The organism is Photorhabdus viridis (genome assembly GCF_040256935.1).
Lineage (GTDB): Bacteria > Pseudomonadota > Gammaproteobacteria > Enterobacterales > Enterobacteriaceae > Photorhabdus > Photorhabdus viridis.
Genome location: NZ_JBEJZY010000007.1, coordinates 81,274 through 104,048, shown reverse-complemented (window position 1 = coordinate 104,048; position 22,775 = coordinate 81,274). Strand labels below are relative to the sequence as shown.

Here is a 22,775-nt window from a genome sequence, read left to right as displayed (position 1 = left end):
AAACCACAAAAGAAAATAATATTTATTTCATGGAGTTATCCATTACCAACACATCGTTAATTTCGCATTTTAAAGTTATCCCCCGACATTGCAGAACCTGTATTATTTACTCAAACTGGGATTCAGCAGGTCTATTAACTTACTACCGTCATCGGGCTGAACAGAAATCTCCTTATATCGCCAATGACCTGAATATTTCTCAGCATCAACATACACTGTAGCGCCGGAGCGATTTCCTTTAATAGGTATTTCCAATGCCGCTTCGCTATTACTGATACTACCAGAAACAAACCAACCTACCTCAATAGGCTGCCCTAATATATTCTTTACCACAGAACTGGATTGCGCCAATGATAACGCTTTTTCATAAGGTTCCGAGGATTTCATTGAATGAATAATTATAGCGAACACACCGCCGATAATAATAGGCATCATGCAAAGAATAACCCATTTCCATTTTCCTCCCAACCAACGGTGTTTTCCAACAAGAGAAGGCGTACCCGTCATGGCTTCATTATCAGTCAGAGACCACTCTTTTTTTATCTTCATATCTTTAATACCTTATCTATTATGGCAGAATGCCATGTTAAAAACATTTTTTGATGATAAATGCTAACTTATTACTAAGATTTGAATATAAATACAAATATCGTTGTTCAGATAAATGACTGCTATTTTCTATAACTACTCAGACCGTTTAGCACTTACATTTACCGTCTGCCAACCATGTTGTTCAACCACCACTTGTGGACAGCTACTTAATAACGCCGTATTCACTGGTTTCAATGGTTCATTGGCATTTGCCTGAACAGCAGGTAGTGAACGATAAATTTTCCGTAAATTCTCAGCATAATGGCTCGATTGGATCGTAACCTTAGCGGCAAGAGGAATAAAATTATCATTGCGCCCATAATTTTTCGGCGTTTCACCTTTGCTTAAAAAGGCAATAACGTTCGCTTCATTGATCTGCCAATTCTTTTCCCCATCAGCCATCGGAATTATTTCCACGTGTTGCATCACATTTTCATAATCACGCTTTGACTGTATCCATTTTAACGCCGCCAACACTGCTCGCTTACGCTCATTAAGTACAGAACCTTCCCCGCACGTCTGCTCGTCGTGATTCACCGGGTTTACCACTTCACTCCAAAGGTTAGGATCAATCAGAACGGCAATTACCTCCCCTTTCGTTTCCAATGGTATAGACTTCAACACATCGCCCTGGCTGGCATTGATTTTTTTCATCAGTTCCACCCGCGCTTCTTTATTGCTGCGAATGCTTGTTAAGTCTGGCGTTAAATTTTTAACTTCCGGACGATTAATGACACAACGAAAACCATAGCCAGGAAGATAATGATCGCCATTTTTAAAAGAGTCAGAAGATGTATTGCTCCTTGTCACTGTTGTACTAAGAGATTCATCTTTGCCAGCTATGCCCCTCATTACCTTTTTATCACCCTGCTCAGGCCCTTGAGGATTACGCTCTGGTGAATTCTGATAATAGTCAGCCGCATACCAGTCATTAACCCAATCCTTACCATTACCCATCATGTCATACAACCCCAGAGGATTCGGCGGATAAGAACCCACCGGGCTAACGAGATCTGTAAAATTATTGCCCAATGCAAAACGGTTATTATTGTTAGCAAAGATAAATAACTGACCACGACTACGGGCTGCATACTCCCATTGCGCCTCTGTCGGTAAATCCACCGGTTCACCACTGACTTTACCCAACCACTGGCAATAATCCTTAGCCTCTTGCCACTCCACCGAAGCAGGGTAGTTATCTCCCGAAATCCGGGCAAAATACTCGCCAGAGTTTCCTTTCATGCTGTTATACGCATCTGATTTCGGCTTCCCCAAAATTGCCCAATAACGGTTAAGCTGACCCCATGTCACTTTGTATTTAGCGATGCTAAAACTGTCCAGCGTCACTTTATGTTCCGGTTTGTTATCCTGATCCGGGGTGAGGGGAATGTGTTTACCCATCTGCGGGCCAAAATCGCCCATCATAAAGCTACCCCCTTCCACAGGCGCCATTTCCGCCAATGCCTCCTTCACCAGCGCCTGCTGTTCTACCTGAATTTTCTTTTCACCTTTACAGCCCACCAGTACCAGCAATGCCAGCCCAGCGGTTATGGGATAACACATCGTTCGTTTTATCATTTCAATATTTCCTCGTTGTTGTGAGAATTTTTTAAATCTAAATTAGCGTCGTTGGCTTTAAGAGAATTGACTACGCAGCGAAACCCGTAGCCTGGAGGGTTGCGTTTTCCTTTTTCAAGCAAATTCTTCGCCCTCGTAATTGTGGTACTAAAAAAAATTCCCCCTTCCGCTCTTCCTCTTATCACCTTTTCATCACCACGTTCAGGACCTTGCGGATTATGCTCCGGCGAATGTTGATAATAATCTGAGGCATACCAATCATTAACCCAATCAGCACCATTACCCATCATATCGTACAGCCCCAATGGATTAGGTGGGTAAGAACCGACAGGGAGAAAATTATTCGTAAAATTCGCATCCAATTCATAGACATTGTTATTATTGGCAAAGATAAAAAGCTGACCGCGACTGCGGGCCGCATATTCCCACTGAGCCTCTGTCGGTAAATCCACCTGCTCACCACTGACCTTACCCAACCACTGGCAATAATCTTTAGCCTCCTGCCAAGCCACCGATGCCGGATAATTATTCCCCGTACTCAGAACAAAATGTGGAACATCCGTTGCGTCTTTCAGATAGTTATATGTTGCTGTTTTCGGCAACCCCAAAATAGCCAGATAACGGTTAAACCTCCCCCAAGTCACTCGGTATTTGGAAATACTGAAACTGTCCAGCGCCACCTTATGTTCCGGTTTGTTATCCAAATCAAAACTGTAGGGCAAATGCTCTCCTACTCGCCGGCCAAAATCCCCCATCATAAAGCTGCCTCCAGCCACTGGTACCATTTCCGCCAACGCTTCCTTCACCAGCGCCTGTTGCTCTGCCTGAATTTTCTTTTCATCCTTGCAACCCACCAGCGTCAACAGTGCTAACCCGACTATCATGAGATAACTGGTTATTCGTTTCATGATTTTGCCTCTCCCTGAGAAGAGGACTGTTCAGCCACAGGTATACTCTGGCTGCTACTGGAATTTTTCAGATCTAAAGCGGCGTTTTGGGTTTCAGGTGTATTGACCACACAACGAAAGCCATAGCCGGGAGGATTACTTTTGGGGTTTTCAAAATAATTCAAAGCTATTTTACCGCGATCTATAACACGATGCCCCCATATATCATATCCCATCTGTCCCCTGATCACTTTTTCTGTCCCCTTGACAGGGCCTTGCGGGTTATATTCCGGCGAATGCTGATAATAGTCTGCCGCATACCAGTCATTAACCCAGTCCGTACCATTACCCATCATATCGTACAACCCCAACGGATTCGGCGGGTAAGAGCCAACGGGAAGAATCTCATTCGCAAGATTTATTCCTGGCTCATAGACATTGTTATTATTGGCAAAGATAAATAGCTGACCACGACTACGCGCTGCATACTCCCACTGAGCCTCCGTCGGCAAATCTACCTGTTCACCACTCACTTTACCTACCCACTGACAGTAATCCTTAGCCTCCTGCCAATACACTGAAGCCGGATATTTTTCTCCCAATAGAGAGGGATAATAAATCTCATACTTTTTAAGGTGCTGATAGAAATCATTCTTAGGTAACCCCAGAATCTCCCGGTAACGATTAAACTGTCCCCAAGTCACCCTGTATTTAGAAATACTGAAACTGTCCAGCGTCACTTTATGTTCCGGTTTGTTATCCTGATTAAAACTGTAGGGTAGATGTTCGCCCACCCGCCGACCAAAATCGCCCATCATAAAGCTGCCACCAACCACTGGTACCATTTCCGCCAACGCTTCCTTCACTAGTACCTGCTGCTCTGCCTGAATTTTCTTTTCATCTTTGCAGCCTACCAGCATCAACAGTGCCAGCCCGACTATCATGAGATAACGGGTTATTCGTTTCATGATTTAAATATCCTCACATAGCTGTGCTGTTCAACCACTACCTGTGTAATGCTTTTAAACAACTCTGCATTTACTGGTTTCAATGGCTCATTCAGACACTTCGCCAACTCTTCAGTGGTCGGTAATGAGTTATAAATGTCTTTCAGATTTTTTGCATAATGGCTTGGCTCAATAACCACTTTAGCCGCATAAGGAATAAAATTATCACTACGCCCATAAACTTGAGGCGATTCACCCCGACCTAAAAAAGCAACTACCTCTTTTTCATTTGTCTTCCATTCACCACTCTCTTCACCCGGTATTTTATGCAGGAACTTCATCACATTCTCGTAATCACGCCTTGACTGCACCCATTTCAGTGTCATCAACACTGCCCGTTTACGAGCACTAAATACTGTCAAAGCCTCACCTTTTAGTTCGCGGTGACTAGCTGGACTGGCTACCTCATCCCAGAAGTTTGTCTCAATCAGTGCTGCAATTACTGCTCCCCGGGTTTCTGGTGGTGCGTATTTCAATACATCCCCTTGGCTGTCATTAATTTTCTTCATCAACTCCACCCGTTTTTCTTTATCATTCCAAGAGGCAACTAAGTCATCTTTCAAGTTTTTGAATTCATTTCCCAGCGCTATCTCCCCCAGTTCCAGCAACGGCATCATACAGAATGCGTAGTAGCTCTTTTCTGCTATCAGTTCCGTCATCTTCACGTAATCCACATTACGCAGCATATACGCCAGACAGGGCATAAATTCCGTCATAATCTCTTCGCCATCAATATCAAAGCTGACCGAACCTTTACCACCCACGCCCCAGCATAGGCCACCTTTCGCGATTACCCGGATAAGTCCGTCCTGATAACTGAATGACACGATGCCACTGAACCCTCCGCCAATCTGTGCCGTAGCACCAACACTCACTTTCGCCAGTGGCTGAAATTTCATGGGATCTTTTTCGGGGTTTTTCCACATCAGGCTACCACTCAGATTGGCGCTGCATTCTGCCCCGACAAACACACCCAATTCAGCCCCAGCATCCGAATCTTCCAGCATCTTGGATATATCCACCTTGCGACGCCCCGGTATCCCGTTGCCATCCAGCGCCATCTTTGCCGGTACGCCTTTGGCTACATCACCTTTCAGGTTCACTCCCACTTCAATACCCAGACTGGCCCCCACACTGCCTGATAACATCAGCGTAAGGTCAAACCGCCACATGCCCAACACGCCTTCACTGCCATCTTTCCGGGGATAGCACCACTTCACCCCAGTTCTGTCCGGCAAATGCAACGTCCCTCTGCTCCTTGATTCCGCCAGAGCAAAATTGGCATAAAAATTGGCTTTTCCTGAACCCGCCAACAGCCCCTTTATGCCATTTTTTGTGATTTCCAACGGATTCAGTGAAGCTTTAACCCCAGCACCGTAAGACCAGCGCATGAGTTGCGATTCCGAACTGAACGAAATGTGTTCTCCCTCATATGGCGACGTTTTCAGGCTGTCATTCAAGTCCTGCGCCCATTGCCCCCAGATACCACTGTGATCATTAATCAGCTTTTTATCTATCACAGTTAATGAAGGTTTCAGTTTGTTGATTTGCCCCTCTAGTTTCTTGCCGTCGATCTCAATCCGGGTACGGTTGTTACCGTCTTTGTCGGTATAGGCCACTTCCCGCAGGAAACTTTTACCGCCGCTTTTCTTATCCTGATCATTCAGCTTATAGCGCCGCCAGTGACTTTTGATTTTGTCCGACCGGACATAGGTGTACTTGTAGCCCTGATACCCCTTATTCATCGCAATCAGTTCAGTGATACCAATCGCGCTTTTCTTGGCGTTTTCATCCAGTAACGTGGTTTTAGGCAAGTTTTCCAGAGGGCTTAATGTCGTCAATTGATTATGCAGTTGATCACAAGCACCATTGAGTTCGTCATACACCGCTTTAAGCTGCGCTTCATACCCATCAGCAGGTACCATTGTCTGTCTGGTACACTGCTCAGTCAGCGTATCCAATTTCAATTCAGCCTCAATACGCTGTTCCACGCAGTGACTGAGAAAGTTATGCTCTACTTCCAAAGCATGGATATCTTCTTTATCCACAAAAATCAGCGTTTCACTGTCAGGGTGGAAATAAAGTGCAGGCTCTGCCTTCACGTACACATCAGTGTTTTGCGGCTTTACAGCGGTTTTCCCAGTAGATACGGCCATAAGATTCTCCTCTCAGAAACTTAAAAATGTTCGATATTCAGCTTGTCCGGCGTCACCGTATGGATCTCAACAGTTTTACCGTTTTCATCACTTCTCCCTTCAAATACCTGTCCATCGGAAGTGGTGATGCGATAACGCTTATGAGGTAGAATTTGCCCGCTATCTTGATCCTTCAAGGTAAAAAACCCACTAAAACCCTGTGATAAAGCCGGCGGCGGCGCATTAAAATTCGTAGCGCCCATCACTTGTACGTTGGACGTTTTCAGCAGTATGTTGCCGGGACAACCCAATTCGATATTGCCGTCTTTAATCCGAATATAGCCCCCGCCACTGGTCAGCAAGATTTCCTGACTGGCGCTAACCGTGACTTTTCCCTCCACACTGGTAATATCAACATCCTTTTTCGCCAGTGTGGATAACCCATCGTCCTGCGCCTGTATCTCTAGCTTTCCCTGATGGGCAAATAATTTCATGCCGGACTTTTGCGCAAACAGATTCACCGACTCACCGCCAACAGCAGTAATGTCTTTTAATGCACTGATATCTGCATTTTTCCCCGCTATCACGCCAACACTGCTGTGGCCCGATGCCACCCTGACTGTCTTAGGGCTGATAATCCCTATTCCTTGTGGCGCATGCATCAGTATTCCCGGCTTTTTCAACCCTTCCAGCACTTGGTTAAGTGCAGCCTGCCCCGCAGAATCTCCCGGTTTACCCTGGCCGATCTCTGCCGCCTGCGATAATGATTTAGCGATAGACAATGCGGTTTCTAACTGTTCGATCACTGCCGACATCTCCAGTTGCTGACCTGAAGCTTTGGTCTGCTCATCCGCACTGATAAATAACCCTTTCCCGGCACGAATAGCTCCCCAGTCGTCGGTTCGCAGTTCGAAACCTTCCCCCCTTTTTTGCGGATGCGGCCGCCGTCCATTAACCAGATGGCCCAGGCTCAGTTGGCTTTTACCCCCGTATTCGGTGCTCAACTTGATATGTTCTTTGCCCCGTTCATCATCCATTCGCAGCTTGTTATTGGTTGGCGTACGCAGCACGTTGCGTTTGAAGTTTTCAATCGTGACAGTGTCTTCATGACGCGAGTCATGCAATGCATGGGCGATATAGGGCCGATCCGGGTTTCCCTGCTCAAAGGCCACCGCCACTTCCGTTCCATTTAACAGCGGCCAGTGAAAGCCGTAAGTGTCTCCCGCATACGGCCTGGCTAAACGCACCCACAGGCTTTCATAACCCAAAGTCCATTCATCCAGATCGAAGTCAAATTTGATGCGGTAACGCCCCATTTTATCGATATGACCGTAGGTGTCGTTCGGCCAGTCACTGGTCACCCGCGCCGGCACGGTTCCCGCAATGACGGGCCGGGCTATCAGAGCAGGCCGGTAGCTCATTATTTCGCTGTAGGGAATACCACTGAAACTGACCAGATAGTTGCTGTCCCGTCGCGCGCTGCTTTGGGTTGACACGATCAGCAGCCCTTTCTTCAACACCGTCGGGCTTTCTCCTGTCACTTCCAGTACCTGACCCGGCGCTAAGAGCGGCGACGAGCTTTTGCCGCCAATGATGTGCTGACGGCACAAATCGCGCTCATGATGCAGTCGGGCATAAAATGCCGCCGTTTCCACCTGTGGCCGGATCTTTTCACCCTGAGTCAGAAAGTGGTCGCCATAGCAATAAACCTCGCCTTCCGTCGTCGTATCCTGTTCCCGTGTGACCTGAAATTGCAGGTCACTCACCGCTTCCCGGTAGTTGTAGTCACGCACTTTCACCCCCTGCGCGACCACCTGATGTTCAACATGCAGGCCCCACACCGAGTCATTCGCGTTGTGGTTCATCCCTGCCGGGTTATGCAGCGGCAACAGCACGTCGTACTGATAATTGCGCTGATTATCACCAAACCGGACCACAGTAATGCCCAGACGGCTGTCCACGTCGAAGCGGTACCAAATCCCCACTTCCGCCAGGATACGATGGACAAAATCCAGATCACTCTCTTGCCACTGCACGACCAGTTCCCGCTTTAGGTAATCCTGAGCCAGCGTGAACAGAAAATCCTGCCCCCGAAATGCATGTCGTTCGCGCAAGATCTTTTCCACAATGTCCGGGACCGACTGGTTCTGGTAAATCGCACAGCGGCGAGTATGACGCAACAGCGCCAAATGCGGTTCCAGACACACCTGATAGTGCGTTTCATCCCGCGAAGTGGAGATCCGGTTAAAACGGGTAATCACCCCGTGTACCTTACGCACCTGACCGGGATTATCCGGCGCCTGCAAGGTAAATGTCGCGGATTGCTTCAACATCCCCACCGGGTCGATATCCCGTGTGGTACTGGTGAAATCAATGGTGTAGCGATACGGCGCGCATAAGTGCTCTTCCCCTGTGAAACTGAAAACATCCAGCACCGCATCACAACGCCGAACCTCAAGCTGGTAACGGGAGTGGCCTTGCAGCCACAGTTTGCCCGTTTGCAGTAGTTGTTTATTCATCATTCGCTTTCCCCGGCATCAGGCTGATTTCAACCCTGCGGTTGGCAGCTCGCCCCGCAGTCGTTGAGTTGGTGGCGATCGGCTGTGCTGCCCCCTCACCTCGTACGGTGAAACAAGCAGGTGACCTATCGCTAGCTTGTAATATCCAATCGCGTACCGCTTCTGCCCGCGCTAGTGACAGCGCCTGGTTTTTTGCAGTATCACCCGTGGAATCGGTATAGCCTGTTATCACTATCATCCAACCGGGTTTAGCGTTGATATCACTCAATACATTCACCAAGGCTTTGACAGACCCCGATTTAAGGCGTGACTGCCCAGGATCAAACAGTGATAAGCTGTTAAGCGTCAACGTCTGCGCCTTATCGTTCTTCGGCAAAGCAGGCGGTGGCGCCAGCAATACCGCATGGTTGATCGCCTTCATCAAAGGCATATAGAGGCGATCGCCTAAATAAAGCCCTAATCCCAAACGCACCGGCACACCATCACGCTGGTATTTTTCCAGCAATGCGGCATCAAGCCTGAGCTGATGGTAAGCCTGTGCCCGGGTACGATTATTGGTCATACCGATGGTGTAATAGTGTTGTAAATCACTGCGTATATGACGCAACAGACGCTGGTTATTCCATGCGCTGCCCGTCAAGGCCAGGCAAGTAAACCCGGTCAGCAAGCCGATAGCCCAAACCACTGCCCGCCGTCGTGGTGTATCGCCATTATGACGAGGCAACAAGCGCAACATGGCATCAGGAAATGGCGGTGCGATCACCGTCCCCGATAGGCTGTGACTGATGCGGGGTAAGGTGGTGCGGGAAACCAGCCATTGCGTCCACAGGTTGTTTGCCCGCGGAGTTTGTGGCAAAAACATCAACGCCATTGCTATGGAATAACAGGGCTGGCTGACAGACTCCTGCGATTGGCACTCACTCAGGACGTTTTCCACCATCCAACGTTGCCATGCCGCCACTGCAATCACCTGTTGCAAACGCGCCGTACGTTGTGGCGTCTCTCCTTCGGTCAACCAAATATTCATGCCAACAGCAGAGTGTTCCTGACTCCATACCGTCATCATCGAGCTATCTGCCTGCAATTCGAACCACGGGCTGATATCGCCATCAAGATAGCCGGCAATCAGTATCGGTGTACGACATGCAGTCAATTGAGCCACCCTGGCAACCTGATAGCGAAACTCCCGAATTTGTGCCGCCATCACCGGCTGATCGTGTTGCTGCTCAGGAAAGAATGCCAGCAACACGCTGATTTGAGCGCCCCAGCCCGGTCTGACGGCAATGATGGCTTCCGCTAATGTGGCTATCTCATTTCGGCGGGATGCACAGATAAAACAGCCTTGTGGGGTGATGCGAACCGGTTCCCCGGCAAACAGAGTTGCCACATTTTCCCCACAAGTCAGCACCACCGGCTGATGCCAGGCGGCAGGTGGCAGTTCTGCCAGCAAACGGCGGAGATTTTCCTGGCCGGGCGCCTCACGCATAACACGCCCCGCTTGCCACCAGCCAATCATCGCTACGATGAGGATCACCCCCAACCCCAGCGCAACAGACGCGTTCCCTAATGGGAAGAAAAACCGGCACAGCACCGCCGCCAAAACGCAAGCCAAAAGCCACAGTGTTCGTTTGAATACGCAGCTCAACGCTCTCTCTCCTTAGCCTTGTCCAACAGACAGACATTGCTGAAGATAGAGATGCAGACCCAACCACATCAACGCCACGACGACAACAGCCAGACCGCCCCAAAACCACGGGGAACGTGAATGCCAGCACCGGCCTTGATGGCGACGCTCATTTACCCCGATGGCCTGATGGGGTTGCACCACCATAACGCCGGCACGCTGAGTCAATTCATCCAATAATGACTGGCGTTCCTGAGCAACATGCGCAAGGTCTTCCCCTTGAAAGCCGAGCGCCAATATGCGTTGGAAACAGGCCAGCACCAGCTGAGAGGGTTGCGGTTGATTCAACACATGACGTATACGTTCAAACAACCACTCCCCTGCATAATGGGTATTAAAAAACCGCGCCTGCAACGGTGTTTTCAACCAGATTTCATAACCGTTATCCTGAACCGGGCGTCTTAATACGGTTTCATCCAGCAACGCACACAAGGCGTACATCATCTGATTGATGTTGTCTTCACTCACATCCTCTTCATTTAATTGCTGCTGAGCGGTCTCTATCAATTCAATCCCTTTTTGATATAACGCCTCACCGTGCATCGATTCATCACCGTTTTTCAGCGCAATCACCCAGACTTCAATGTCAAGCATCAAATCATCAATTGAGATCACTTTATTCATGAGCGCAGCACCGCAAACAGTTCTAACTGAATACCCGATAATGTCCCAGGCACATAGAAAGCACAGCTCCCCGCTTCCAGCATGGCTTTAGCCAACGGGTTATTCAGATCGAAAGCAAAATATTGGTTTTCCAGCCGCAGTGGGATCGCCGCCGGCACATGACTAAGCGGATGTAAAGGGATACCCCTCAGTGCCTGGTTAATCAGCCGGTTAATATCATCAGGGGAACCCACTTTGCACAACTGCGGAAACTGGGTTTGCAGTAAGTGCGCCGGCATTGGCGATCGTACTGAGAGGTAGAAATCGGCTTCTTCTCGCAGGCGTCTATCGTGAAGTGAGGCTTTCCACTGATTTTCGCGCACCACTTCCAGTTCAATAGCTACCACCCTAGATGGCAGGCTGGCTTCCAATAAGGTGCTGATAAGCCGCATCAACGGCGGGAAAACATCACTTAATTGATCGTGTTTATAATGTGGAATGACATCAAGATCATGATCCAGAGAGAACGTGAGCAACGCACCGGCCAACTTGACCAGTTCACGGTGGATGATTTCCGGGTGCAGCGAAGGAGCAGCATTAAAAGCCTTCAACACTGGCTCATAACTGTTGAGTGCATTCAGCAACCAGAACAATGACACATCAGCAACAGCAAAATCCGCCATTCGTTCATTACTCTCGCGGCGCATCCCCATCAGACGGCTACGTTTAGTACGTAGCTGCATGAACAGCAGATCGAGCTGTTCCAGTAGTGGCGGATGAGCAGCGAAAGAAATCAGCGGAGGAATAAAGCGATTATCGAGTTTCCAACCCGCTTTCTCATCACGCACCAGACGGGCCAGCGGACACGTTTGGTAAGCCTCATTTTCGTCATGGGCAAAGCGCAAGGACAGTGCGTGGCGCTCAACCGCAATGGACTCACACGTACTGCCGTATCGGTCCTGCACCTCAACCCATTCCTGCTGATAACGTAGCGGTGTCTGGCCCGGTACCATCGCCTCATTGCTCTGACGACAGTTTCCCCCATTGGCGTGCTCCAGGGGTAACGCGAGTAAGACCTCAACGGTGCTCAACTCATCGGGAATGATTTGCAGCAAATCACAAGCCGCAGGCAAATTATCCGCATGATCGGTATCAATCAGAGTGCCATCCTGTAAACGGACTCGGAGATGTTGAACTTTCAGGCGGCCTAAGCGCAGTGCATCCTGATCAAACTGAATGTTGTCTATCCCCCAAGGGCAGGTCACCCCTAAACGGGCAATACAATTGTTAGTCAACACCTCCCAGCGTACCTGTTGCTGAAATTGTTGCGGCGACAAAAAGGTATCCTCAATCCAAAGAGGACGTAAAATTCTCATCATAATCTCCTGGTGAACGGGTGAACGGTTACTCTTTCGCTTTCGGCATCTGAGAAACCAGAGACAAACTGATATTGAGCCCTTCTACCTGAAAGTGCGGTACGGCATACAATTTGACCCGGAATAACCCCGGATTATCGTCAATATCCTCAACAATGACGCGCGCTTCGCGCAACGGATGAGATGCCTGCAAATCGTCGGCAGGATCAGTCATCTCCGTCACTAACGTATCGATCCAATTATTCAGTTCAATTTCGAGCAGACGCCGATCCTTAGTGGTGCCGATATTCTCCCGCTGGATCAACTTCAAATAATGGGCAATACGTGACAATAGGAAGATATACGGTAGACGTGCATTGATACGGCTGTTAGCCGTCGCTTGGCTGGTATCGTACAACGCGGGTTTCTGTACGGAATTGGCAGAAAAGAAGCAGGCATAATCCCGGTTTTTATAGTAAGAAAGTGGAATAAAACCCAAATTGGCAAATTCAATCTCACGAGTTTCCAAGATCATCACTTCTGATGGTATTTTAGCCTGATGGCGGGTCCCCAGATCGTAGAGATGGATCGGCAAATCGGTAACAGCGCCACCTGCCAAAGGCCCACGAATCTGCACACACCAACCATTTTTCACAAAGCTTTTGATCATGTTGGCCGCAAAAGCAAAAACCGCGCTGGTCCACAAATATTTATCGTGATTCGGCCCTTTTACCTGTTCGATATAGTTAAACATCCGCACCGGCACGGTATCTGGGTCGTATGGCAGACGCCCCAACACTCGCGGCAAAGTCAGGCCGATATAACGGGCATCGTCGCTGTCGCGGAACGCTTGCCACTTGATGTATTCGGCGCGGTCAAAATAGTCACCGATGTTTTTAATCGCGGCCACTTCATCCATGTTTTTTTTGCCAAAAAAGGCCGGACCCACAGCGGCAATGAAAGGCATATGCGCTGCGGCTGATACTTTAGCGATATTGCGCAAGAGGACAATATCCTGTGGACTGGCATCAAACTCATAATTGGCAATCACCGATCCGATAGGTTCGCCGCCCGGCGTGTCGAATTCCTGAATGTAAGTGTGGCGATAGAAACCACTCTGGATAATTTCCGGCGCATCATCAAAATCCCGCCGCAGCTCATCCTTGGTCACATCCAGCACATCAATTCTGACGTTCTGGCGAACATCAGTCCGATCAACCAGAAATTTCAAGCCTCGCCAGGCGGATTCGACTCTCTGGAACGCCGGATGATGTATGACCACATCCAACTGGCGGCCAATTTGGTTATCCAGTTCACCGATATGATGATCTAACAAGGCCTTGTCCAGCCGCTTAATTTTACATGCTGAAATTTTCAACAGATTGAGAAAAACGCTGACCGCCGCAGTCACCCGTTCACCCTCCGTCACCTCAGCCAGCACATCGCTATTCTGAAAGCGGTCAATATCACTCAATCGTTCGATTGGCTGTAAATGGATTTTCTCAAACAACGATTGATAAACACGGCCTTCGGCGTAAATGGTGGTTGCCACCGCAGAAGCTGTCTGCTCTTGTACAGTCATTACATTTCCTTACTTAACTTAAATCGGATCATGCCTTTTCCAATGCCAAAAACCAGTTAAGCCCGCAGTTGAGGAATTTGGAGAGCCATTTGCTCAGGCTCGAAATTGTTTATTCTCTGAAAGGTGAATACGATATTTTCTTCGCTACCGTTTCCGGCCAGCGTATTAGTATGCAAATCCAATTTAATATTCACACGCGATTTGGGGATCGCGTTTTGGAAACTCTGTATCACGAGCAGCTCCTCAACAATGAAAAAGAACTCAATAGCATGAGTCATGCCATAATAAATTTCAGGAATGCAAAACCGGATTCAGGTATTTCAGGACAGGCAGTTAACCGAGCAGAAAATAAGAGAACACCGACAATACCCACCACAATAAATAACAGCATTTACTGGACGGGTCATTTCCTAACCAACGGCGATTTTCTAAACTCTCTTTTAAAAAATCAAGATATTTTTTTAAAAAAGCACTTTTTGCTTGAGGCTTGTCAGAGATAAAACCCACAAAATGGCGAAAGAAACAAACAATATATCAACAAAACCTAAACGAATCGGCATTCTCTTTTAAAAAGAAATTGTATTTATTTTCATTAAATGATAGCCGATCATCTATTGCTCTATAATAGATAGAGTAACTCGGCTATATATTACACTGCCGCACTTTTATTATTTATATTATTTTTCAATCAAGTAAATAATAAAAACCCACGTTAGAGCATCGGTGAAAAAGAGAATAATTATCAATCAATATGTGAGAATGAGAATAGATTCCGTCAGGAAAAGTTATAATCTTCATAATATATGACCAAGCATGATAATTATTTTATCGCTTATCTGTGATAATAATGATTTTAAAACCTAAATACTTATTAGAGAGTTTTTTAGATGTTTCTGCCATGGACATTAAAGCACTAACTGCGGAACTGAAAGCAACTGAATCTGAGCGCTGGAAGCGTGAAAACAAAGCAGGAATGGAAGAACTTAATCATATCACTAACTAATATGGTTTACTGTCTGACCAGTACAGAGCGTTTTGAGAATTTCAAAGGGAAAGTTCCCACAAAATTGTGTAGTGATGTGATCGGCGCCCCTTTTTCTCCACTGAATACTCTGCCATCTTTATATCCGGTGAAGTTAGTTTCAGGAGTACATCTCAATTCAGTGGTACCATTCCCGCTAAAGGGGAGCGGATTTTTATCCACCATCCGAACAAATGTTGGCTGTTGTCCGAGCAGGTGGACGACTCAATTACATTTTTAATCAATTGCCCGAAAACCCATCACCCAAAGAGAAGGAGCGGAGGATAATATGACACAGCATAAAGAAAAATTTGATGGTTTAGCTAAAGGTTATGATCGCTACCGTCCTCATTACCCGCAGTCACTTTTCCGTGAAATTTGCCACTGGCTGCCTAAAGACAGGACACTGTCTGTTGTCGATATTGGTGCTGGAACCGGCATAGTGAATTTCTGAATGAGTATGAAAATCTGCTGGAAGAATTAAGCCCTAACTATAGCCGTTACTATCGGGATTTTGATTATGAGCAGGAATTGAATACAGCATTCCTGCATGAAAATGCCCTCCATATTACACTCAATACCCGCTGGAGTATGCTTATTCCCGGCGAAACATTTATCGGGATGAGTCGTTCATCGACTCAAGTGCAACGTGCTTTATCTGTCCACGGTGAGTTATTTATCGAAAGATTAAAAATGCTGGTGGATAAATATCAATTTGAGGGGAAATTGGCAATTTTATATGAAAGCCAACTGTTTATGGTTATTAAGCAGGTTAATTCTGGAAACGAATAATGTCAGAAATAGCGATCAGCTTCTCTATACCAACTGAAGAAGATATCCAAGGAATATTGGCACTCTTGCAAGACGTTTATCTGCCATTTGTGGCTGATTTTATGCCGACAGCACTGAATGAAACGCCTGTCAATATTATGGAGAAGTTAATTTATTGGAGAATTGCTAAATATGATAATCAGGTTGTTGCAGCTGTATTAATTGAGCAAGAAGACGATAATTTAACATTCAGTTATTTATCTGTATTACCTGCATTCAGGTGCCGGGGAATTGCCAGCAAATTACTCAATATCATTTGCCAAGAAGCAGTCCAGCAGGAGCAATTACCTATCATTATTGCATTACGTCGTTCACTGGCGATGAATATTCATTTCTTTACTCAACGAGGATTTGAATATTTAGGCCCTTTTAATACCAACAAACACGATCTCTATATCTGGCGATCAGGAGAAAATGAATGAACAACACGGTTATTGTATTAGGATATCGTGAAGGTATTACGACAGCTTTAGCCCATCAGGGATATCAAATTATTCATATAGGGCGGATTCGACTAATAAGTGCAATTTTTCAGAAGGGCGGTCAGTTGCTATAGTAGGCATCTTTCTCGCCAAAGGAAAATGCACTATGGCCTATACACAACTGACCGAAACAGAAAGATACCCGATTTCCAGTTTAAGAGAAGCGGGTTTTTCACAGCTTTTTATTGCGAAGTCACTTAAGAGAAGCCCATCGACCATCAGCAGAGAATTGAAGAGAAATCAAGAAGTCCAGACATACTGCCCTGAACAGGCTCATTTGAAGGTATTGGCGCGTCGTCATTTTGCTAAGAAAGCCGTGAAAATAACGCCGGAAGTAAAAAGGTGGATAAAACGGTTAATTTGGAAAGATTTAAGCCCTGAACAGGTGGCTGATTATTTGAAGCAACATAAAGGGATATCTTTGCATCATGAGACGATTTATAGACTGATTTGGTAGATTCACATAATAAGTACAACATCGTTAATCTAGAAGTAAACATGTTTGTATTCCCTTAAATAATTCATGTCGCTACTTTTCAAATCATTTTCGTACCCTATTAACACTTAAATATCCATCTCCCCCCAAATACTAAAAGTGCGCTTTGCCCTCAATTAGCATTCAGGAAGGAGAATTCCGCCGGTTTGTTAAGCTCAGATAATCCGATGCTTCTCTAACTGAACCTGCCGGGCTGCTTCACGCGCCATACGTCTCTTACGGGCATCACAAGGTTCTGGGCAATCACACACTTTCTCTACCCCAATGCTGCTTAAACCACCACAGCTCCCCTGTATGCTTTTACGTTTAATCATATAACCCAATGACATTCCCGCAAAAGCCAGCAGGAAAAAGATGAAGGTTGCAATAAATACTGTCAACACGCCCTTCCCCTCCTCTCATTGATTTTTCTGTAAGTACGGCTCAAAAGCTTTACTATAACGCTCTTCAAAGCCATTTTTTGTTTTTACAATCATAAAAACCGGGATATTCAAGCTTTCTGCCACTTTCAATCCTTTTTCCGGCCCTAACACATCCAACCCAGTAGAAAGCCCATCAGCACTCATGCAAACCGGCGCAACTACAGTAATAGAGACCAGATTGTGCGAAATAGGATCACCTGTTTTTGGATCAATCGTGTGTGAATAGCGCACACCATCTTGTTCAAAATAGTTACGGTAATCGCCAGAAGTGGCAATCGACATATTTCCAGGCGTTATCACTTCCTGAGCACTTTGTTCCATTCCAGTATCAGAAGGCTTTTCAATCGCAATCCGCCACGGCAGATCTTTACCATTATGGCCTGATGTACGAACTTCACCCCCAATATCAACCATATAATCGTTGATATTCTGCGATTTCAGATATTCAGCAACAACATCTACACCATAACCTTTAGCGATAGATGACAAATCGACATACAGCTCTGGCACTGTTTTAATCAGATTATTGCCTTCCACCGCCAGTTTCTCAATCCCCGTCCATTCACGACGTTTTTCCAGTTCACTTTCAGAAGGCGCTTTCGTCACACGACCTTCCGGGCCAAAACCCCATAAATTAACCAACGGCCCCACCGTTACATCCAATGCGCCATCGGTTAATCTATTAATACGGATCGCTTCTTTGACCACTTTTGCTGTCGCCGGTGATACAGGGAATGGTTTATTAATTTCACGGCTTTGATTAAAACGACTCAATTCAGAATCAGGGCGATAAGTTGACATCTGGTCGTTAACCTCTTCCAGCAAACGATCAATCTCTTTTTGCAAAATTTCTAGCGAGGGAGCCGACGAACCAGTGACAAATTTAATGGAGTAATAAGTCCCCATCGTTTGACCATGAATATTTTGTTGCTCCTGACCATCACAGGCAGCCAACAGCAGCACTGCAAACATTAACGCTATCCAGCTACTTATCTTTTTACTCACAATTCATTACCCTTTCTGAACCACCAGCGCCCACAAATTGTGGGCGCCAGTATTAAATCAAACTGTTTATGGCCTATCAGCCACCGAAATCATCCAGCATGATGTTTTCATCCTCAACACCAAGATCTTTTAACATCTTGATTACTGCGGCATTCATTACCGGAGGTCCACACATGTAGAATTCGCAATCTTCAGGAGCCGGATGGTCCTTCAAATAGTTTTCAAACAAAACATTGTGGATAAAGCCGGTGTAACCATCCCAGTTGTCTTCAGGCAATGCATCAGATAAAGCCACATTCCAGGTAAAGTTTTCATTTTCAGCCGCCAGTTGGTCGAAGTCCTCGGTATAAAACATTTCACGTTTAGAACGGGCGCCATACCAAAAACTGATCTTACGTTTGGAATTTAATCGCTTAAGCTGATCAAAAATATGAGAACGCATAGGTGCCATACCCGCACCACCACCGATGAAAATCATTTCCGCATCAGTATTTTTTGCAAAAAACTCACCGAATGGACCAGAAATAGTCACTTTATCACCGGATTTCAGCGACCAGATATAAGAAGACATAATTCCCGGAGGCGCTTCCGAATCCCTTGGCGGCGGCGTCGCAATACGAACGTTAAGCATGATAATGCCGTGCTCTTCCGGGTAGTTTGCCATTGAGTAAGCACGAACTGTCGGTTCTTTCACCTCAGAGACAAAACGGAACAAGTTAAATTTATCCCAGTCTTCGCGGTACTCTTCCGGCACATCATAATCTGAGTAACGAGCAGTATGTGGTTGAGCCTCAATCTGAATATAACCACCAGCACGGAAAGGCACGACGTCCCCATCAGGGATCTTCAGTTTCAGCTCTTTAATGAAAGTGGCCTTGTTATCATTGGAGATAACTTCACACTCCCATTTCTTAACACCGAATATCTCTTCCGGTAATTTGATTTTCAGGTCCTGTTTTACATTAACCTGGCAAGCCAGACGGCAACCCTCTTTCGCTTCACGCTTACTAATGTGGGAAAGCTCTGTTGGCAGAATATCGCCACCACCATCTTTAATCTTTACACGGCACTGACCACAAGAGCCACCACCACCACAGGCAGAGGAGACAAAAATACCCTGGCTTGATAACATATTCAGCAACTTATCACCGGCAGGAGCGGTAAAGCTCTTTTCCGGATCGCCATTAACTTCAACTTTAATATTCCCGGTGTTAACTAACTTTGATTTTGCGAACAAAATCAGGGCGGTTAGTACCAACACAATCAGGGTAAACATCACTACGCCTAAAATTATTATATCCATGAACGCTTCTCGCCTTTATAACTGCACACCAGAGAAGGACATAAAACCCAATGCCATCAAACCCGTGGTGACAAAGGTGATCCCCAATCCTTTCAGACCTGCCGGAACATCAGCATATTTCATTTTTTCACGGATAGAAGCCAGCAAAACAATTGCCAGCATCCAGCCTATACCTGAGCCAAAGCCATATACGATGGATTCAGAAAAGTTATAGTCACGCTGCGCCATGAAAGAAACACCACCAAAAATCGCACAGTTAACGGTAATCAGTGGTAAAAAGATGCCAAGCGCGTTATAGAGTGAAGGGAAATAACGATCGAGGATCATTTCAAGAATCTGCACTAATGCAGCAATCACGCCGATAAAAGTAATAAAGTTCAGGAAGCTGAGATCAACCCCTTCAACCAATGCACCGTCACGCAAGACAAAGTTATAAACGAGGTTATTGGCAGGAACAGAGATCCCCAAAACCACCGTTACTGCAATACCTAAACCAAACGCTGTCGTGACATTTTTCGATACAGCCAAAAAAGTGCACATACCGAGGAAGAAAGCCAACGCCATATTCTCAATAAAGACGGCACGGACAAACAGGCTTATAAAATGTTCCATGTTGTCAGTTACTCCTTCTCAGCCTGCGCCGGTTTCAAAGTCCTTAGACCCCAAATCAGCATACCAATAATGAAAAACGCGCTGGGTGCTAACAGGAACAAGCCATTAGGCTGATACCAGCCACCATTCTGTACGGATTCCATGACGGTAATACCGAACAATTTGCCAGAGCCAAACAACTCACGCAGAAAACCAACCAGTACCAGAATAACGCCATACCCCAAGCCATTACCGATACCATCCATAAAGCTCTCAATAGGTGGAGACTTCATAGCATAAGCTTCCGCACGCCCCATCACGATACAGTTAGTAATGATAAGACCAACAAATACCGACAATTGCTTGGAAATTTCATAAGCATATGCCTGCAAAATCTGATCTACTACGATAACCAGTGATGCAATAATCGCCATCTGTACAATGATTCGTACACTACCGGGGATGTAATGACGGATCAATGAGATAAAAAAGCTGGAAAATGCGGTAACCAACGTCACAGCGATTGTCATCACCAATGCGGTTTCCAGTTTGGTTGTTACTGCCAGCGCGGAACAGATCCCCAGAACCTGCAATGCAATCGGGTTATTATCCAATAGTGGTCCAAGAAGGACGCGTTTTATTTCTTTACTATCAGCCATCTTTCAACGCTCCTTCGCGTACTTTTTTCAGGAACGGACCAAAACCGTTATCGCCTAACCAAAAATCAAACATATTTTGCACACCGGCAGAGGTCAGAGTCGCACCAGACAGGCCATCAACACCATAGGGATTATCAGCAGCAGCACCGCCACGGACAATTTTGATCGCCGGATGGCCTTCATCGTTATACAGCTTTTTACCTATCCACTTTTTACGCCATTGTGGATTATCGACCTCACCACCCAGCCCAGGAGTTTCTCCGTGTGAATAATAGGTAATACCGCGGGCGGTTTTGCCATCCACATCAACAGAGATAAAAGCATACATGACAGACCACAGACCAGAACCATAAACAGGCAGAACGATTTCACTGGTTTTACCCTGTTCGTCCTTCACCAGATAGATCTCCGCCACATTGGCGCGACGGCGGATTTTCGCCAGATCCTTCTCAGGAGGCAATGCGATACTGGTATCATCACTGCGCAACGCATCATTCAGGTTAAACTTGCTATGGCTCTTTTCAAGCGTTGCCGTATCCAAATTCAGTAATTCAGTTTTAATACGGCTTTTAAACGTTTCTTTAAGCTCATCAACACTCATTTGGTGAGTTAATAACCCGGCGACATCAAGAATGTTACGCTGTTTATCCAGCAGTTTTTGTTCCTGTTGCTGAGATTTCAGCCCTACCGCAGAGCCTGCTACAACAATTGAACAAACGAGACATAGCACAAAAACAACGATAAACGTTCTGCCGATACTGTCATTATTTTTTGGTTTATCATTAGCCACGGGCTTTTCTCCGCTTAATATTGGCCTGTACTACCAGATAATCAAACAATGGCGCAAACAGGTTGGCGAACAGAATTGCCAGCATCATGCCCTCCGGGTATGCCGGGTTAACGACCCTGATAAGAACACACATCACACCAATCAGAATGCCGTACCACCATTTACCTTTATCGGTAAATGAGGCAGATACCGGATCTGTCGCCATAAAAATCATACCAAAAGCGAAACCACCCAGAACCATGTGCCAGTGCCACGGCATAGCAAACAGTGGGTTAGTGTCTGAACCGATCGCATTAAACAAGTAGGAAGTTGCCGCCATACCCAACATGACACCAGCGACAATGCGCCATGAAGCAATGCGGGTAAACAGAATGATTGCTCCACCGATGAAAATCATCAGGGTAGAAACTTCACCAATGGAACCCGGAATATTGCCAATAAAAGCATCCATCCAAGTCACAGGCTGACCGGTAACTGTATTGACTAATCCCTGACTACCACCAGCAGCCCACTGAGACAACGGGGTCGCACCAGAGAAACCATCAGCCGCAGTCCATACCAAGTCACCCGAAATCTGTGCAGGATAAGCAAAGAACAGAAATGCGCGGCCAGCCAGTGCCGGGTTCAGGAAATTACGACCGGTGCCGCCGAAAACCTCTTTCGCAATCACAACACCGAATGTAATACCCAACGCTGCCTGCCACAGGGGAATCGTTGGCGGAACAATCAACGCAAACAGAATAGAGGTAACGAAGAATCCCTCGTTAATTTCATGTTTACGGATAACGGCAAACAGCACTTCCCAGAAGCCGCCAACAGCAAATACAACAGCATAAACAGGCAAGAAGTAGGTTGCGCCAAGCAACATTTTGCTGCCCCAACCCGCATCCGGCGTCAGTGATGCGCCAAAGAATTGAGCAACACGGTAGTGCCAGTCGGATGCCAGCAGTTGTTGCAGTTCTGCGCCACTGTATAAATGATACAGCGCAGGGATTGCCTGTTGACCAACGTTATACATTCCCCAAAACATTGCCGGGAATACCGCCAGCCATACCGTGATCATCATACGTTTTAGATCGATAGCGTCACGGACATGGGCACGGCCAGAAGTCACTGTACCTGGTGTATAGAAAACCGTCGTTACCGCTTCATACAACGGGTAATATTTTTCTAATTTTCCCCCGGGCTCAAAGTGGCGCTCAATTTTTTCAAAATAGTTTTTCAGGCCCATGGA

21 protein-coding genes and 2 pseudogenes are annotated in these 22,775 nt (G+C 46.5%); 5 read left to right on the top strand and 18 right to left on the bottom strand.

All coding sequences use genetic code 11. The features are described 5' to 3' along the window. Nucleotides 1–102: 102 nt before the first annotated feature. The 11 genes and pseudogenes from ABR397_RS04465 to ABR397_RS04415 form a co-directional block, all read right to left on the bottom strand. The gene (locus tag ABR397_RS04465; protein ID WP_350304644.1) at nucleotides 103–549 is read right to left on the bottom strand and encodes a cytochrome c oxidase assembly factor Coa1 family protein; all 447 of its coding nucleotides are present in this window, start codon (nucleotides 547–549) and stop codon (nucleotides 103–105) included. Between the two features lie 135 nt (nucleotides 550–684). Then, entirely contained in the window at nucleotides 685–2,169 is a 1,485-nt protein-coding gene (locus ABR397_RS04460; RefSeq protein WP_350304643.1) for a formylglycine-generating enzyme family protein, read from the bottom strand. Beyond that, a complete protein-coding gene (locus ABR397_RS04455) occupies nucleotides 2,166–3,077 on the bottom strand; it encodes a formylglycine-generating enzyme family protein (protein ID WP_350304642.1) in 912 nt (303 codons plus the stop codon). Before ABR397_RS04455 ends, ABR397_RS04460 begins: the two co-directional genes overlap by 4 nt. Next, nucleotides 3,074–4,015, bottom strand: coding sequence for a formylglycine-generating enzyme family protein (locus ABR397_RS04450; protein WP_407072860.1), 942 nt, complete (start codon nucleotides 4,013–4,015; stop codon nucleotides 3,074–3,076). Before ABR397_RS04450 ends, ABR397_RS04455 begins: the two co-directional genes overlap by 4 nt. 5 nt (nucleotides 4,016–4,020) lie before the next feature. Then, nucleotides 4,021–6,219 (bottom strand): hypothetical protein, encoded by a 2,199-nt coding sequence (locus ABR397_RS04445; RefSeq protein WP_350304640.1) that lies wholly within the window; start codon nucleotides 6,217–6,219, stop codon nucleotides 4,021–4,023. A gap of 20 nt (nucleotides 6,220–6,239) precedes the next feature. After that, entirely contained in the window at nucleotides 6,240–8,717 is a 2,478-nt protein-coding gene (locus ABR397_RS04440) for a type VI secretion system Vgr family protein (RefSeq protein WP_407072856.1), read from the bottom strand. After that, on the bottom strand, nucleotides 8,710–10,362 hold the full coding sequence (locus ABR397_RS04435; RefSeq protein ID WP_350304638.1) for an OmpA family protein: 1,653 nt from the start codon (nucleotides 10,360–10,362) through the stop codon (nucleotides 8,710–8,712). Before ABR397_RS04435 ends, ABR397_RS04440 begins: the two co-directional genes overlap by 8 nt. Nucleotides 10,363–10,374: 12 nt before the next feature. Further along, nucleotides 10,375–11,025, bottom strand: coding sequence for a type VI secretion system protein TssL, short form (gene tssL, locus ABR397_RS04430; RefSeq protein WP_350304637.1), 651 nt, complete (start codon nucleotides 11,023–11,025; stop codon nucleotides 10,375–10,377). Beyond that, nucleotides 11,022–12,380 carry a type VI secretion system baseplate subunit TssK gene (tssK, locus tag ABR397_RS04425; RefSeq protein ID WP_350304636.1) on the bottom strand — a complete coding sequence of 453 codons (1,359 nt, stop codon included), beginning with the start codon at nucleotides 12,378–12,380 and terminating at the stop codon, nucleotides 11,022–11,024. The genes tssL and tssK overlap by 4 nt, the downstream gene beginning before the upstream one ends. A gap of 28 nt (nucleotides 12,381–12,408) precedes the next feature. Continuing rightward, nucleotides 12,409–13,941 (bottom strand): type VI secretion system contractile sheath large subunit, encoded by a 1,533-nt coding sequence (gene tssC, locus ABR397_RS04420; protein WP_350304635.1) that lies wholly within the window; start codon nucleotides 13,939–13,941, stop codon nucleotides 12,409–12,411. A gap of 59 nt (nucleotides 13,942–14,000) precedes the next feature. Further along, a pseudogene (locus ABR397_RS04415) lies at nucleotides 14,001–14,219 on the bottom strand (type VI secretion system contractile sheath small subunit); the annotation flags it as partial. Nucleotides 14,220–14,788: 569 nt separating this feature from the next. On the opposite strand from ABR397_RS04415, the gene ABR397_RS04405 reads away from it, so the two are divergent. The 5 genes and pseudogenes from ABR397_RS04405 to ABR397_RS04385 all read left to right on the top strand — a co-directional run. Then, nucleotides 14,789–14,944, top strand: a complete 156-nt coding sequence (locus ABR397_RS04405; protein WP_350304633.1) for a type II toxin-antitoxin system CcdA family antitoxin — start codon at nucleotides 14,789–14,791, stop codon at nucleotides 14,942–14,944. A 307-nt stretch (nucleotides 14,945–15,251) separates the two neighbouring features. Further along, entirely contained in the window at nucleotides 15,252–15,416 is a 165-nt protein-coding gene (locus ABR397_RS04400; protein ID WP_350304632.1) for a class I SAM-dependent methyltransferase, read from the top strand. A gap of 77 nt (nucleotides 15,417–15,493) precedes the next feature. Beyond that, on the top strand, nucleotides 15,494–15,754 hold the full coding sequence (locus ABR397_RS04395; protein WP_350304631.1) for a hypothetical protein: 261 nt from the start codon (nucleotides 15,494–15,496) through the stop codon (nucleotides 15,752–15,754). Beyond that, a complete protein-coding gene (locus ABR397_RS04390) occupies nucleotides 15,754–16,215 on the top strand; it encodes a GNAT family N-acetyltransferase (RefSeq protein WP_350304630.1) in 462 nt (153 codons plus the stop codon). Before ABR397_RS04395 ends, ABR397_RS04390 begins: the two co-directional genes overlap by 1 nt. Nucleotides 16,216–16,381: 166 nt before the next feature. Continuing rightward, nucleotides 16,382–16,729, top strand: a pseudogene (locus tag ABR397_RS04385) (transposase); the annotation flags it as partial. Nucleotides 16,730–16,926: 197 nt separating this feature from the next. On the opposite strand, the gene nqrM reads toward ABR397_RS04385, so the two are convergent. The 7 genes from nqrM to ABR397_RS04350 form a co-directional block, all read right to left on the bottom strand. After that, nucleotides 16,927–17,154 carry a (Na+)-NQR maturation NqrM gene (gene nqrM, locus ABR397_RS04380; protein ID WP_350304629.1) on the bottom strand — a complete coding sequence of 76 codons (228 nt, stop codon included), beginning with the start codon at nucleotides 17,152–17,154 and terminating at the stop codon, nucleotides 16,927–16,929. Between the two features lie 15 nt (nucleotides 17,155–17,169). Beyond that, entirely contained in the window at nucleotides 17,170–18,165 is a 996-nt protein-coding gene (locus tag ABR397_RS04375; protein ID WP_407072859.1) for an FAD:protein FMN transferase, read from the bottom strand. Nucleotides 18,166–18,274: 109 nt separating this feature from the next. Beyond that, nucleotides 18,275–19,501, bottom strand: coding sequence for an NADH:ubiquinone reductase (Na(+)-transporting) subunit F (nqrF, locus tag ABR397_RS04370; RefSeq protein ID WP_350304628.1), 1,227 nt, complete (start codon nucleotides 19,499–19,501; stop codon nucleotides 18,275–18,277). 15 nt (nucleotides 19,502–19,516) lie between these two features. After that, nucleotides 19,517–20,113, bottom strand: a complete 597-nt coding sequence (nqrE, locus tag ABR397_RS04365) for an NADH:ubiquinone reductase (Na(+)-transporting) subunit E (RefSeq protein WP_021322987.1) — start codon at nucleotides 20,111–20,113, stop codon at nucleotides 19,517–19,519. 8 nt (nucleotides 20,114–20,121) lie between these two features. Beyond that, complete coding sequence (locus ABR397_RS04360; RefSeq protein ID WP_021322988.1) at nucleotides 20,122–20,751, bottom strand: NADH:ubiquinone reductase (Na(+)-transporting) subunit D; 630 nt, start codon at nucleotides 20,749–20,751, stop codon at nucleotides 20,122–20,124. Beyond that, on the bottom strand, nucleotides 20,744–21,541 hold the full coding sequence (locus ABR397_RS04355) for a Na(+)-translocating NADH-quinone reductase subunit C (protein ID WP_350304627.1): 798 nt from the start codon (nucleotides 21,539–21,541) through the stop codon (nucleotides 20,744–20,746). The genes ABR397_RS04360 and ABR397_RS04355 overlap by 8 nt, the downstream gene beginning before the upstream one ends. Further along, a complete protein-coding gene (locus ABR397_RS04350; RefSeq protein WP_350304626.1) occupies nucleotides 21,534–22,772 on the bottom strand; it encodes an NADH:ubiquinone reductase (Na(+)-transporting) subunit B in 1,239 nt (412 codons plus the stop codon). The genes ABR397_RS04355 and ABR397_RS04350 overlap by 8 nt, the downstream gene beginning before the upstream one ends. Between the last annotated feature and the right edge of the window lie 3 nt (nucleotides 22,773–22,775).

Excerpts from the sequence above, each read along its gene's own strand:
- ABR397_RS04465 (WP_350304644.1), bottom strand. The coding sequence starts at position 549 with ATGAAGATAAAAAAAGAGTGGTCTCTGACTGATAATGAAGCCATGACG.
- ABR397_RS04460 (WP_350304643.1), bottom strand. The coding sequence starts at position 2,169 with ATGATAAAACGAACGATGTGTTATCCCATAACCGCTGGGCTGGCATTG.
- ABR397_RS04455 (WP_350304642.1), bottom strand. The coding sequence starts at position 3,077 with ATGAAACGAATAACCAGTTATCTCATGATAGTCGGGTTAGCACTGTTG.
- ABR397_RS04445 (WP_350304640.1), bottom strand. The coding sequence starts at position 6,219 with ATGGCCGTATCTACTGGGAAAACCGCTGTAAAGCCGCAAAACACTGAT.
- ABR397_RS04440 (WP_407072856.1), bottom strand. The coding sequence starts at position 8,717 with ATGAATAAACAACTACTGCAAACGGGCAAACTGTGGCTGCAAGGCCAC.
- tssL (WP_350304637.1), bottom strand. The coding sequence starts at position 11,025 with ATGAATAAAGTGATCTCAATTGATGATTTGATGCTTGACATTGAAGTC.
- tssK (WP_350304636.1), bottom strand. The coding sequence starts at position 12,380 with ATGAGAATTTTACGTCCTCTTTGGATTGAGGATACCTTTTTGTCGCCG.
- tssC (WP_350304635.1), bottom strand. The coding sequence starts at position 13,941 with ATGACTGTACAAGAGCAGACAGCTTCTGCGGTGGCAACCACCATTTAC.
- ABR397_RS04405 (WP_350304633.1), top strand. The coding sequence starts at position 14,789 with ATGATTTTAAAACCTAAATACTTATTAGAGAGTTTTTTAGATGTTTCT.
- ABR397_RS04400 (WP_350304632.1), top strand. The coding sequence starts at position 15,252 with ATGACACAGCATAAAGAAAAATTTGATGGTTTAGCTAAAGGTTATGAT.
- ABR397_RS04390 (WP_350304630.1), top strand. The coding sequence starts at position 15,754 with ATGTCAGAAATAGCGATCAGCTTCTCTATACCAACTGAAGAAGATATC.
- ABR397_RS04375 (WP_407072859.1), bottom strand. The coding sequence starts at position 18,165 with ATGTTTGCAGTGCTGCTGTTGGCTGCCTGTGATGGTCAGGAGCAACAA.
- nqrF (WP_350304628.1), bottom strand. The coding sequence starts at position 19,501 with ATGGATATAATAATTTTAGGCGTAGTGATGTTTACCCTGATTGTGTTG.
- nqrE (WP_021322987.1), bottom strand. The coding sequence starts at position 20,113 with ATGGAACATTTTATAAGCCTGTTTGTCCGTGCCGTCTTTATTGAGAAT.
- ABR397_RS04360 (WP_021322988.1), bottom strand. The coding sequence starts at position 20,751 with ATGGCTGATAGTAAAGAAATAAAACGCGTCCTTCTTGGACCACTATTG.
- ABR397_RS04350 (WP_350304626.1), bottom strand. The coding sequence starts at position 22,772 with ATGGGCCTGAAAAACTATTTTGAAAAAATTGAGCGCCACTTTGAGCCC.